This is a genomic window from Rhodosalinus sediminis, from assembly GCF_003385555.1.
Lineage (GTDB): Bacteria > Pseudomonadota > Alphaproteobacteria > Rhodobacterales > Rhodobacteraceae > Rhodosalinus > Rhodosalinus sediminis.
In genome coordinates this window covers 49693-61695 of sequence record NZ_QOHR01000015.1, presented here as the reverse complement: position 1 = coordinate 61695, position 12003 = coordinate 49693, and the positions used below count along the sequence as shown (strand labels likewise).

The window sequence follows — 12003 nt, the reverse complement described above, 5'->3', positions numbered from 1 at the left end:
GGTCCCGTTTGGATGCCGATTGACAGGTAAACCTTTCCAATCAGCAGAGGCGCTCCGAAATCGCATCCAGAAATGGACCAGCGCGGCAGGCCTTGAAAAGCGAACGCAGCACGGTGTCAGGAAAGGCGCGGCGAAGCTGATCGCCGAGGCAGGCGGGTCGCAGTATGAGCTGATGAGCGCCATGGCGTGACCCGCAGGCCGCGACGAGCGAGGTCTACACGCGCGATACCGACCGGCGGCTGCTCGCCGCGGAAGCGATCTCGAAGCTGCGCGACATAAACTTCGACTGAGCTTAGTGTCCCACGGCCCTGACGTCGTGGGACACAACCAACGAATTAATTATTAAAAACAAAACGTTATCGTGCAATGGTAGGCCCGGAGGGATTCGAACCCCCAACCAAAGCGTTATGAGCGCTCTGCTCTGACCAGTTGAGCTACGGGCCCGCCGGGGTGGTGCTAGGGGGCGGGTCGGCGGGCGTCAAGCCTTGGCCGTTGCCCGCGGCGCGGGGATCGGCTACGGGCGAAGCGAGCGATGACGGAGGACGGGCCGGTGAGCGAGACGCGCAAGGGGCTGACCTACGCCGAGGCGGGCGTGGACATCGCCGCCGGCGAGGCGCTGGTGGAGCGGATCGGGCCGGCGGCGAAGCGCACGGCACGGCCGGGCGTGATGTCCGGTCTCGGCGGCTTCGGCGCGCTCTTCGACCCGAAGGCGGCGGGCTACGCGGACCCGATCCTCGTCGCCGCGACGGACGGGGTGGGCACCAAGCTCCGCATCGCGATCGACACCGGGCGCCTTTCGACCGTGGGCGTGGACCTCGTGGCGATGTGCGTCAACGACCTCGTCTGCCAGGGGGCCGAGCCGCTCTTCTTCCTCGACTACTTCGCCACCGGGCGCCTCGCGCCGGAGGCGGCGGCTGAGGTGATCGAGGGCGTGGCCGAGGGCTGCGCCGGGGCGGGCTGCGCGCTGATCGGCGGCGAGACGGCCGAGATGCCGGGGATGTACGCGCCGGGCGACTTCGACCTCGCGGGCTTCGCCGTCGGCGCGATGGAGCGCGGCGCGGGCCTGCCCGCCGGCTTGGCCGAGGGCGACGTTCTGCTCGGGCTCGCCTCGGACGGGGTGCATTCTAACGGCTTCTCGCTGGTGCGCCGGGTGGCGGAGGCCGAGGGGCTGACCTGGGACGCGGCCGCGCCCTTCGGCGACGGCACGCTCGGCGCGGCGCTCCTGACGCCCACGCGGCTCTACGTGCGCCCGGCGCTCGCGGCGCTGCGCGCGGGCGGGCTGCGCGGGCTCGCCCACATCACCGGCGGCGGGCTGACCGAGAACCTGCCGCGCGTGCTGCCCGAAGGGCTCGGCGCGCGGGTGGACCTCTCGGCGTGGTCCCTGCCCCCGGTCTTCGGCTGGCTGCGCGAGGCGGGCGGCATCGCGGAGGCGGAGATGCTGCGGAGCTTCAACTGCGGCATCGGCATGGTGGCCGTCGCCGCCCCGGACCGGGCCGAGGCGCTCGCCGCGACGCTGGAGGCGGAGGGCGAGCGGGTCGCCGTGATCGGCCGGGTCGAGGCCGGGGAAGGCGTGGTCCATGACGGCCGCCTCGGCTGAGCCCCTGCGCGTCGCGATCCTGATCTCCGGGTCGGGGTCGAACATGGTCCGCCTCGTCGAGAGCATGACGGGCGATCATCCGGCGCGGCCCGTGCTGGTTCTGTCCAACGTTCCCGGCGCCGGGGGCCTCGCGAAGGCGGAGGCAGCGGGCGTGCCGACGGCGGTCGTGGATCACCGCGCCCATGCCGACCGCGCCGCCTTCGAGGCGGCGCTTCAGGCCGCGCTGGAGCCCGCGCGGCCGGACCTGATCTGCCTCGCCGGGTTCATGCGGGTGCTGACCGGCGGCTTCGTCGCGCGGTGGGAGGGGCGGATGCTCAACATCCACCCCTCGCTCCTGCCGAAGTTCCGCGGGCTCGACACCCACGCCCGCGCGCTGGAGGCGGGCGAGACGCGCCACGGCTGCACGGTGCACGAGGTGACGCCCGACCTCGACGCCGGGCCGATCCTCGGGCAGGCGGAGGTGCCCGTCCGGCCGGACGACACCCCCGAGACGCTCGCGGCGCGGGTGCAGGCGGCCGAGCACCGGCTCTACCCGGCGGTGCTGCGCCGCGTGGCCGAGGGCGAGCGGCGCCCGCTCCACCTCGGTTGACTTTCCTTCGCGGCGGGCATCGCGTATGCAGCCCGCGCGCCCGGTCGGGCGCGACACGCACTGCATCGGGGCCGGAATGCGCACCATCACCACGACCGAGGATCTCGCCGCGTTCTGCCGCCGCGCGCAGGCGGCCCCCTACGTCACCGTCGACACCGAGTTCATGCGCGAGCGGACCTATTACGCGAAGCTCTGCCTGCTGCAGCTCGCCATCCCCGGCGAGGACGGGGCGGAGGCGGGCGACGCGGTGCTCGTCGACCCGATCGAGGGCGATCTGTCGCTCGACCCGCTCTACACGCTCTTCCGCGACGAGAGCACGGTGAAGGTCTTTCACGCCGCGCGGCAGGACCTCGAGATCTTCTACGTCGACGCGGGCGTGATCCCCGCGCCGCTCTTCGACACGCAGGTGGCCGCGATGGTCTGCGGCTTCGGCGAGCAGGTGGGCTACGAGACGCTCGTCAAGAAGGTGGCGAAGGCGAGCCTCGACAAGACGTCGCGCTTCACCGACTGGTCGCGCCGCCCGCTGTCGGAGGCGCAGAAGGCCTACGCGCTCGCCGACGTGACGCATCTGCGCGTGATCTACGAGGCGCTCTCCGCGCGGCTCGCCGAGACGGGGCGCGACCGCTGGGTCGCCGAGGAGATCGCGGCGCTCACCGATCCCGCGACCTACGAGCTCCGGCCCGAGGACGCTTGGCAGCGCATCCGCACCCGCAACGACCAGCCGCGCTTCCTCGCCATCGTGCGCGAGCTCGCCCGCTTCCGCGAGGCCTACGCCCAGCGCCGCGACGTACCGCGCAACCGCGTCTACAAGGACGACGCGCTGCTCGAGATCGCCTCGAGCAAGCCGCGCGACTCGAAGGACCTCTCGCGCTTGCGGCTTCTCCTGCGCGAGGCGCGCAAGGGCGAGATCGCGGAGGGCATCCTCGCCGCCGTCGAGGCCGGGCTGAATTGCCCCGAGGAGGACCTGCCCCGCCCCGGCCGCGGCCGCGACAAGGCGCAGCCCAACCCGGCGCTCGCCGATCTGCTGCGCGTCCTGCTCAAGGCGAAGTCCGATCAGGCCGACGTCGCGTCGAAGCTGATCGCCTCGGCCGCCGATCTGGACGCCATCGCCGCGGGCGCGCGCGACGTGCCCGCGCTTTCGGGCTGGCGGCGCGAGGTCTTCGGCGCCGACGCGCTGCGCCTCTGCGAGGGCGAGGTGGCGCTCGCCGCGAAGGGTCGGCAGGTGCAGGTGATCGAGCTCGGCGCGGGCTGAGGCCGGCTCAGACCGCGCCGCGCGCCGGAAAGACGAAGCAGCGGTCGCGCCGCACGGTCAGCCACAGCGGCGTGCCGCGCGCGGGCAGAAAGACGTTGGGCACCGTCGCCTTCAGCGTCGAGCCGTCGAAGTCCATGCGGAACTCCACGAGGCTCTCGTTGCCGAGAAAGCGCGCGCGCTCCACCACGCCGCGCGCCGCCACGCCCTCGCGGGCGGTGGGGTTCGGGCCGTGGCCGTTCCGGTCGAAGTCGATGCCGACGTGCTGCGGGCGAAAGACGATGTCGACCTCGGCCCCGTCCGGCACCCCCGGCGCGAGGAAGCGGCCGAAGGGCGTTTCGGTCAGCGCGCCGTTCACCGTGCCGCGGATCACGTTGATGTCGCTGAAGAAGGCGACCGCCGCCTTGTCCACCGGCGCGTTGTAGATGTTGTAGGGCGCGCCCTGCTGCACGATCCGCCCGTCGCGCATCAGCGCGATCTCGTCGGCCATGCGCATCGCCTCCTGCGGCTCGTGGGTGACGAGCAGCACGGCGGTGTCCACCTCCTTCAGGAGGGTCAGCGTCTCGTCCCGGATGCCGTCGCGCAGGCGGTTGTCGAGGCCGGAGAAGGGCTCGTCCATCAGCATGATGCGCGGCTTCGGCGCGAGCGCGCGGGCGAGCGCGACGCGCTGCTGCTCGCCGCCCGAGAGCGCGTGCGGATAGTCGTCGGCGTAATGCGCGAGGCTCACCCGCTCCAGAAGCTCCATGGCCCGCGCGCGCCGCGCGGGCTTCGGCCCCGAGAGGCCGAAGGCCACGTTGTCGGCCACCGTCAGATGCGGGAAGAGCGCGAAATCCTGAAACATCAGCCCGATGGAGCGCCGCTCCGGGGGCACGCGAAACACCGTGTCGCAGATCAGGTTGCCGTCGACGAAGATCTCGCCCGCGTCCTGCATCTCGACGCCGGCGATGATGCGCAGCGTCGTGGACTTGCCGCAGCCCGAAGGGCCGAGCAGGCAGGTCACCTGCCCCGGCTGGATCGAGAGCGAGACGTCGTCGACCACGCGCCGCCCGCCGTAGCTGCGCACGAGGTCGCGGATCTCGAGGCGGGGCGTGTCGGGTCGCAACGGGGAAGCCTTCCGGGGTTTTCCGAGCGAAACGCTCGGTCTCCGGCGCAGATAGCAAGCCGCCCCCGCCCCTGCAAGGCGGGCGGCGGCGTGCCGGATCAGATGGTGAAGTTGGTCCCGCCCCCGTCGAGGAGCAGGTTCTGCCCCACGACGAAGCCCGCGTGCACCGAGCAGAGGAAGGCGCAGGCGGCGCCGAATTCCTCGGCCGTGCCGTAGCGGCGCGCGGGGATGCTCGCCTCGCGCCGCGCCCGCGCTTCCTCGAGGGTGATGCCCTCGCGCTCGGCCACGCCCTGATCGAGCGCGTCGGCGCGGTCGGTGGCGTGGATGCCGGGCAGGAGGTTGTTGATCGTCACCCCCGCCTCGGCCACCTGCCGCGCGGTGCCGGCGACGTAGCCCGTCAGCCCGGTGCGCGCCGCGTTCGACAGGCCGAGCTGCGGGATCGGCGCCTTCACCGACTGCGAGGTGATATTGACCACCCGGCCCCAGCCGCGCTCCATCATGCCGGGCAGGAGCACGGTCATCAGCGCGATCGGCGCGAGCATGTTGGCGTCGAGCGCGCGGATGAAATCCTCGCGGTCCCAGTCCGACCAGACGCCCGGCGGCGGCCCGCCCGCGTTGGTCACGAGGATGTCCACGTCCGCGGCCGCCTCCAGCACCTGCGCGCGGCCGTCCTCCGTGGTGATGTCGCCGGCGACCGGCGTGACCGCGACGCCGTGCGCCGCGCGGATCTCGCGCGCCGCGCGGTCCAGCGCCTCGGCGCCGCGCGCGTTCATCACCAGATCGACGCCGGCCGCCGCCAGCGCCTCGGCGCAGCCGCGGCCGAGCCCCTTGCTCGAGGCGCAAACCAGCGCCCGCTTGCCCCTGATCCCCAGATCCATCGTGCCCTCCCTCTTGGCGTCGCCGTCGCCTAGCACCCCCGCGCCGCGCCCGCCAGTCGCGCCGCGGATCTTCCCAACTCGCGCCACATTCCCCGGGCAGACGGAGGGCGCTACGCTCACGCCCCGAGGGAGACGCACCGCCCATGCCCGCCGACCGCCCGCCCCTGCAGCTTCTCGTGTTCGCGGCCGAGGCGATCACCGTCACGCAGGGCACGAACCGCGGCGACGCGCTGAGCGTGGCGGAGGACCTACAGCCCGACGACGTTTACGAACTCTCCGAGGCGGCGCGGCCCGCGCGCCTCGCGGTGGCGCCGGGGGCCGGCACAGCGTTCACCGTGGCCCCGGGCTCCGCCCTCGGCCGGCCCGGCGCGGCGCTCCATCTCGACTGTCGGCTCACCCTGATGGGCGCGGACGGCCGCACGACCGAGGGCCTCGTCTTCGTCGAGCTGGACGCGGAGGGCTGCATCGCCGCCGTCTACCTGCACCCCCTCGCCGAGCTCGCCGCGCGCGCGGGCTACACGCTCGTGGGCATCGACCGCGCGGGCGCGCACCGCCGCCTCGCCGAGCTCGGCTGCGTCTCCTTCGCGCGGGGCACGCGGATCACCGCGGCCTCCGGCGCGCAGGTCCCGATCGAGGACCTGCGCCCGGGCGACCGGGTGCTCACGCGCGACGACGGCGCGCAGCCCGTGCGCTGGATCGGGCAGACGACGGTGCGCGCGGTGGGCGCCTTCGCGCCGATCGTCGTCGGCGCGGGCGCGCTCAACAACGCCGCCGATCTGGTGGTCAGCCGCGATCACCGCCTCTTCGTCTGGCAGCGCGAGGACGCGCTCGGCGCGGGCCGGTCGGAGGTGCTTGTGCGCGCGCGTCACCTCGTCAACGGCACCAGCGTCCGCGTCCGCGTGGGCGGCTTTCTCGACTACTTCCAGCTGCTCTTCGACCGGCATCAGATCATCTACGCCGAGGGCATCGCGGCCGAGTCGCTCCTGATCGACGCGCGCACGCGGCCCATCCTGCCCGAGACGCTCGCGCCGCGGCTCGCCGCGCACCGCCCGGCGCCGCAGACCGGCTTCGAGGTGGAGGAGACGCTCGCCCGTCACCCCGACGCGGTGGACCGCCTGCGCCGCGCCTCGGCGCGCTGAGGCGGGACGGCGGGCGGGGCGCCTTTCGCGCAGCGAAACAGCGCCGTCCCGCCGGGCCGATTGCGCGCGCCCCGCCCCTTCCCTATATCGCCGCTCATGCTCGACGCGCGCGCCAACCGCCCCGACCTGCCGGCCGAGATCGCCCGCAGGCGTACCTTCGCCATCATCTCGCACCCGGATGCGGGCAAGACGACGCTGACCGAGAAGTTCCTGCTCTACGGCGGCGCGATCCAGATGGCGGGCCAGGTCCGCGCCAAGGGCGAGGCGCGGCGCACGCGCTCGGACTACATGCAGATGGAGAAGGACCGCGGCATCTCCGTCTCGGCCTCGGCCATGTCCTTCGACTACAAGGACTTCCGCTTCAACCTCGTGGACACGCCGGGCCACTCCGACTTCTCCGAGGACACCTACCGCACGCTCACGGCGGTGGACGCCGCGATCATGGTCATCGACGGCGCCAAGGGCGTCGAGAGCCAGACGCGCAAGCTCTTCGAGGTCTGCCGCCTGCGCGACCTGCCGATCCTGACCTTCTGCAACAAGATGGACCGGGAGAGCCGCGACAGCTTCGAGATCGTGGACGAGATTCAGGAAAACCTCGCCATCGACGTGACCCCGGCCAGCTGGCCGATCGGCATGGGGCAGGATTTCCTCGGCTGCTACGACATCCTCAACGACCGGCTGGAGCTCATGGACCGCGCGGACCGCAACCGCGTGGCCGAATCGATCGGGATCGCGGGCCTCGACGACCCGAAGCTCGCCGAGCACGTGCCGCCCGACCTGCTCGACAAGCTCCGCGAGGAGGTCGAGATGGCGCGCGAACTGATGCCGCCCCTCGACCTGAAGGCGGTGCAGGAGGGCCACCTGACGCCCATCTGGTTCGGCTCCGCGATCAACTCCTTCGGCGTGAAGGAACTGATGGAGGGGATCGGCACCTACGCCCCCGAGCCGCAGCCGGCGCGCGCCGAGCCGCGTCAGATCGCCCCCGAGGAGGGCAAGGTCGCGGGCTTCGTCTTCAAGGTGCAGGCCAACATGGACCCCAAGCACCGCGACCGCGTGGCCTTCGTCCGGCTCGCATCGGGGCACTTCAAGCGGGGCATGAAGCTCACCCATGTCCGCTCGAAGAAGGCGATGACCGTCTCGGCGCCGGTGCTCTTCCTCGCCTCCGACCGCGAGCTCGCCGAGGAGGCCTGGGCGGGCGACATCATCGGCATCCCGAACCACGGCCAGCTGCGCATCGGCGACACGCTGACCGAGGGCGAGGGGCTGCGCGTCACCGGCATCCCCTCCTTCGCGCCCGAGCTTCTGCAGCAGGCGCGCGCAGGCGACCCGATGAAGGCCAAGCACCTCGAGAAGGCGCTGATGCAGTTCGCCGAGGAGGGCGCGGCCAAGGTCTTCAAGCCGGTGGTGGGCTCGGGCTTCATCGTCGGCGTGGTCGGGCAGCTTCAGTTCGACGTCCTCGCCAGCCGGATCGAGATGGAATACGGCCTGCCCGTGCGCTTCGAGCCGACGCAGTTCACCTCCGCGCGCTGGGTCGCGGGCGACAAGGCCGCGCTGGAGCGCTTCGCCAACGCCAACAAGCAGCACATGGCGACCGACAACGACGGCGACATGGTCTATCTTACCCGGCTTCAGTGGGATATCGACCGGGTGGAGCGCGACTGGCCCGACCTGACGCTCACCGACACCAAGGAAATGCAGGTCTGACCGCCGCGCGGGGCGGGCACCTGCGCCCCGCACCCGCCATCATGTCGTCACACCGCTCCGGCACGCCCGGGAGAGGAGAGAGGCAGCGATGAGCGACAGCGAAGAGCGGTGCACCTATCCCGGCGGCATCGACGCCGTGCTCGAGGAGATGGAGGCGCGGCGCGCGCCGCTCGACTTCGCCCCGGGCGAGGCGCTGCCGCCGCGCGACGTCGATCTCGCGCCCCTCAGGGCCGCGCGCGTGCCGCCGCCCGCCGAGGACCCGGAGCGCCGCGCCGGTCTCGCCTCGCCCAACCGGCGCAAGTATCTCGCCCTGCGCGAGGAGCTCGCGGGGCGCTCCGAGCTCGCCTGCCTGCACGGGCTGCTCGTCGCGCATCTGCGCAAGCGGGCGCAGCCGCCGCAGACGGCGCCGCTCTTCGTCCGGCTCTGGGCCGAGGAGGGCGCGCATCTGCTCGAGGAGCTGAACCTCCGCTGGCAGGTCTCGGCGCTCACCACCTTCGGCACGCATGGCGCGACCGAGACGCAGCGCATGGTGGGCGAGTCGCTCTCCACGCTCTTCGCCATGATGAAGCTCTACGAGACCGAGCGGCGCTATTCCGGCTTCGCCCCCGCCATGAGCTTCCGCCTGCGCGGCCGCAGCCGCGCGCCCCTGCCGCTCGAGATGGACGCCTATTCGCTCGACGCGGGCGGGCTCGACGTGAACCTGCTGGGCCGGCTCTGGCGCATGGCCGAGGGCGACGCGGTGATCCGCCCGCTCGCGCACGGCATGCTGGACCGGCTGATGCACGACCCCCGCACGGTGTTCCGCCGCCTGCGCCGCATGCGCGTGCGCAAGGCCCGCCGCGCCACCCGGGCGGCGCGCGCCGCCGGATGAGCGGCCCCGCATGAGCGCCGGTGCGACATGGGGCGTGATCGCCACGATCAAGGCGCCGGACGCCGCGATCCTGCGCTTCGCGGCGCATCACCTCGCGCTCGGCACGCACCGGCTCTACCTCTACCTCGACGCCGACGCGCCGGAGGCCGAGGCCCGGCTCGCCGCCCATCCGAAGGTGCGTGTCGTGCGCACCGACGACGCCTGGTGGGCGAAGCGCAAGGGCCGCCCCGAGAAGCATCAGTCGCGCCAGTTCGTGAACGCCCGCCACGCGCTGAACCGCCGGGCGGAGTGCGACTGGCTCGCCCATATCGACGTGGACGAGTTCCTCTGGCCCGAGGGCGACATCGGCGCGCGGCTCTCCGCCCTGCCGGCCGACTGCCTGACCGCCCGCGTGCGCCCGATCGAGGCGCTGGCCGATCCGGCGGGCGGGCCGCCCGTCCACTTCAAGGCCGCGCCCGCCGACCGCGCCGCGCGGCAGGCCGCCGCCGAGCGGATCTACGGCCCCTGGGCCGCGCATCTGCCGGGCGGGTTCCTGAGCCACGTGCAGGGCAAGCTCTTCGTGCGCCCGGGGCACGGGCTGAAACTGAAGATCCACAACGCCTTCGCGGGGGAGACCGAGAACCCGGGCCTGCGGGAGCTCTCCGACGTGCGGCTCTGCCACCTGCACGCGCCCTCGTGGGAGGCGTTTCGCGCGCACTACCGCTACCGGCTCGCGCAGGGCTCCTACCGCGTTGAGCTGCGCCCGCAGGCGCGGGGCGCGCTCAACCTGCATACGCTCTTCCGCCGGATCGAGGCGGAGGAGGGCGAGGCCGGGCTGCGCGCGCTCTTCGAGGCGGTGGCGGTGGCGCATCCCCCGCTCCTCGCCCGGCTGGAGGCCGAGGGGCTCTTGCACCGCTGCGACCTCGGGCTGGAGGCGGCGCGCCGGCGCCATTTCCCGGACTGAGGCGGCGCGGCCGATCCGCCACACCCTGCGACATCGTGCCGGCCGGCCGCGCCCGGCTTTGCGTTTTCGCCCGCGCGGATTTAGACTTGTCGCAACCTCGATTAAGGAAATCGAAATGAAAGATCACCACGCTCCCGCGATGCCCGACACGCATCAGGCCGAGCCCATCCCCGAGGCCGCGCGGGCCGAGATCGAGCGGCTGCTCCTGTCCGGCGATCTCTTCCGCTACACCGCGCCGGAGGACGCGCCGGTCGCGCTTCTGGAGCGCGAGTTCGCCGAGATGATGGGCACGCGCTTCGCGCTCGCGGTGTCGAGCTGCTCGGCCGCGCTCTTCCTCTCGCTCGAGGCGCTCGGCCTGCCGCGCGGCGCGCGGGTGGCGATCCCGGGCTTCACCTTCGCCGCGGTGCCCTCGGCGATCGTGCACGCGGGCTGCGTGCCGGTGCTCTGCGAGGTGGGGATGGACTACCGCCTCGACCTCGAGGATTTCGCCGCGAAGCTGCCCGGCGTGGACGCGGTGATGATCAGCCACATGCGCGGGCACACCAGCGACATGGACCGGATCATGGAGCTCGCCGCGGCGCACGACCTGCCGGTGATCGAGGATGCGGCGCATTCGCTCGGCACGCTCTGGCACGGGCGGAAGATCGGCACGCTCGGGCGCGTCGGCGCCTTCAGCTTCCAGAGCTACAAGCTGGTCAACGGCGGCGAGGGCGGCATGCTGGTGACCGACGACGCCGACCTGATCGCCCGCGCGGTCATCATGTCCGGCGCCTACGAGCACAACTGGAAGAAGCACGGCGCGCTGCAGGCGCCCTTCGAGACGTGGCAGAACCGGCTGCCGCTCTACAACATGCGGATGTCGAACCTCTCCGCGGCGGTGATCCGGCCGCAGCTCGCCGAGGTGCCGCGCCGGGTGCGCGACGGACGCGCCGGGCACGACCGCGTCGCCGCGGCGCTGAACGCCTCGCCCTGGATGGAGGTGCCCGCGCCCCTGCCCGGCGAGCTGCGCGCGCCGGATTCGATCCAGTTCAACCTCGTCGGCCTGACGCGGGAGCAACGCGCGGCCTTCGCCGGGGCCGCCGCGGACCGCGGCGTGAAGGTGCAGATCTTCGGGATGAGCCGCGACAACGCGCGCGCCTTCTGGAACTGGGAGTTCCTGCCCGAGCGGGTGGAGCTGCCGCGCACGCGCGCGATGCTGGAGGTCGCCTGCGACGTGCGCCTGCCCGCGCGGCTCGCGACGGACGAGCTCGACGCGATCGCGGAGGCGCTGACCGGCGCGGCGGAGGACGCGGCGCGGGGCTGAGCCCGCGCCTGCCGCGGCCTTACGTCAGCTTGTCGAGCTTGGATTTCATCTCGGCGAGCTGGCGGCGCATCTCCTCGAGCTCCTGCTTCTCGTCGCTCTCGGTGGCGCGCCCCTCGGGCTGCGGGCCGGAAAGGCCGCCGACGGAGCCGCCGGTCATCGCCTTGAGGAAGGCCTCCTGCTGCGCGCGCACGGCCTCGTAGCCCGGCACGGCGCTCATCGGGTTCATCTTCTCCATGTTCTCCATCATCTTCGTCTGGCTGTCGCGCAGCATCTCGAAGGACATGGACAGGAACTGCGGCACCACCGACTGCGCGCTGTCGGTGTAGCTGCGCACGAGATCGGTCAGCACGTTGACCGGCAGGACGTTCTCGCCCTTCGATTCGTGCTCCGCGATGATCTGCAGGAGGTATTGCCGCGTCAGGTCGTCGCCGGATTTCAGATCGACGATCTGCACCTCGCGGCCGGCCCGGATGAAGCCGGCGATATCCTCGAGCGTGACGTAGTCGCTCGTCTCGGTGTTGTAGAGCCGGCGGCTCGCGTAGCGCTTGATCAGCAGCGGCTTTTCGGTCTCGGCCACGCGCTCACTCCCCCGTGTGCGGCATTTCGTTGAAACGTAGTTGACCCGGGG

The 12003-nt window shown here is 72.3% G+C and carries 11 protein-coding genes, 1 tRNA gene and 1 pseudogene; 9 read left to right on the top strand and 4 right to left on the bottom strand.

Annotation, left to right across the window (positions count from 1 at the left end; translation table 11 throughout):
• Window positions 1-190, top strand: a pseudogene (locus DRV84_RS15880) (hypothetical protein); the annotation flags it as partial.
• Between the two features lie 177 nt (window positions 191-367).
• Here DRV84_RS15880 and DRV84_RS10940 read toward each other — a convergent pair.
• Window positions 368-444: transfer RNA gene (locus DRV84_RS10940), tRNA-Ile, on the bottom strand.
• A 106-nt stretch (window positions 445-550) separates the two neighbouring features.
• On the opposite strand from DRV84_RS10940, the gene purM reads away from it, so the two are divergent.
• The 3 genes from purM (at window position 551) to rnd (ending at window position 3438) form a co-directional block, all read left to right on the top strand.
• A complete protein-coding gene (gene purM, locus DRV84_RS10935; RefSeq protein ID WP_115980479.1) occupies window positions 551-1597 on the top strand; it encodes a phosphoribosylformylglycinamidine cyclo-ligase in 1047 nt (348 codons plus the stop codon).
• A complete protein-coding gene (purN, locus tag DRV84_RS10930; RefSeq protein WP_115980464.1) occupies window positions 1578-2186 on the top strand; it encodes a phosphoribosylglycinamide formyltransferase in 609 nt (202 codons plus the stop codon). Before purM ends, purN begins: the two co-directional genes overlap by 20 nt.
• A 76-nt stretch (window positions 2187-2262) precedes the next feature.
• Complete coding sequence (gene rnd, locus DRV84_RS10925) at window positions 2263-3438, top strand: ribonuclease D (RefSeq protein ID WP_115980476.1); 1176 nt, start codon at window positions 2263-2265, stop codon at window positions 3436-3438.
• Window positions 3439-3445: 7 nt separating this feature from the next.
• Here rnd and DRV84_RS10920 read toward each other — a convergent pair whose 3' ends face one another.
• The gene (locus DRV84_RS10920) at window positions 3446-4537 is read right to left on the bottom strand and encodes an ABC transporter ATP-binding protein (protein ID WP_115980461.1); all 1092 of its coding nucleotides are present in this window, start codon (window positions 4535-4537) and stop codon (window positions 3446-3448) included.
• Between the two features lie 98 nt (window positions 4538-4635).
• Window positions 4636-5415, bottom strand: coding sequence for an SDR family oxidoreductase (locus DRV84_RS10915; protein WP_115980458.1), 780 nt, complete (start codon window positions 5413-5415; stop codon window positions 4636-4638).
• A gap of 143 nt (window positions 5416-5558) precedes the next feature.
• Here DRV84_RS10915 and DRV84_RS10910 point away from each other — a divergent pair, with 143 nt between their 5' ends.
• From DRV84_RS10910 to DRV84_RS10890, 5 genes are all read left to right on the top strand, one after another.
• The gene (locus DRV84_RS10910) at window positions 5559-6554 is read left to right on the top strand and encodes a Hint domain-containing protein (protein ID WP_115980455.1); all 996 of its coding nucleotides are present in this window, start codon (window positions 5559-5561) and stop codon (window positions 6552-6554) included.
• 96 nt (window positions 6555-6650) lie between these two features.
• On the top strand, window positions 6651-8258 hold the full coding sequence (locus DRV84_RS10905; protein ID WP_115980452.1) for a peptide chain release factor 3: 1608 nt from the start codon (window positions 6651-6653) through the stop codon (window positions 8256-8258).
• An 88-nt stretch (window positions 8259-8346) separates the two neighbouring features.
• A complete protein-coding gene (locus DRV84_RS10900) occupies window positions 8347-9129 on the top strand; it encodes a hypothetical protein (protein ID WP_115980449.1) in 783 nt (260 codons plus the stop codon).
• Between the two features lie 10 nt (window positions 9130-9139).
• Window positions 9140-10072, top strand: coding sequence for a glycosyltransferase family 2 protein (locus tag DRV84_RS10895; RefSeq protein WP_115980447.1), 933 nt, complete (start codon window positions 9140-9142; stop codon window positions 10070-10072).
• 115 nt (window positions 10073-10187) lie between these two features.
• Window positions 10188-11375 (top strand): DegT/DnrJ/EryC1/StrS family aminotransferase, encoded by a 1188-nt coding sequence (locus DRV84_RS10890; protein WP_239995056.1) that lies wholly within the window; start codon window positions 10188-10190, stop codon window positions 11373-11375.
• Window positions 11376-11394: 19 nt separating this feature from the next.
• Here the strand turns inward: DRV84_RS10890 and phaR are convergent, their stop codons facing one another.
• Entirely contained in the window at window positions 11395-11952 is a 558-nt protein-coding gene (gene phaR / locus DRV84_RS10885) for a polyhydroxyalkanoate synthesis repressor PhaR (protein WP_115980441.1), read from the bottom strand.
• Window positions 11953-12003 lie beyond the last annotated feature (51 nt).

Coding starts and splice junctions, on each gene's coding strand:
- purN (WP_115980464.1), top strand. CDS start 1,578: ATGACGGCCGCCTCGGCTGAGCCCCTGCGCGTCGCGATCCTGATCTCC.
- rnd (WP_115980476.1), top strand. CDS start 2,263: ATGCGCACCATCACCACGACCGAGGATCTCGCCGCGTTCTGCCGCCGC.
- DRV84_RS10915 (WP_115980458.1), bottom strand. CDS start 5,415: ATGGATCTGGGGATCAGGGGCAAGCGGGCGCTGGTTTGCGCCTCGAGC.
- DRV84_RS10910 (WP_115980455.1), top strand. CDS start 5,559: ATGCCCGCCGACCGCCCGCCCCTGCAGCTTCTCGTGTTCGCGGCCGAG.
- DRV84_RS10905 (WP_115980452.1), top strand. CDS start 6,651: ATGCTCGACGCGCGCGCCAACCGCCCCGACCTGCCGGCCGAGATCGCC.
- DRV84_RS10900 (WP_115980449.1), top strand. CDS start 8,347: ATGAGCGACAGCGAAGAGCGGTGCACCTATCCCGGCGGCATCGACGCC.
- DRV84_RS10895 (WP_115980447.1), top strand. CDS start 9,140: ATGAGCGCCGGTGCGACATGGGGCGTGATCGCCACGATCAAGGCGCCG.
- DRV84_RS10890 (WP_239995056.1), top strand. CDS start 10,188: ATGAAAGATCACCACGCTCCCGCGATGCCCGACACGCATCAGGCCGAG.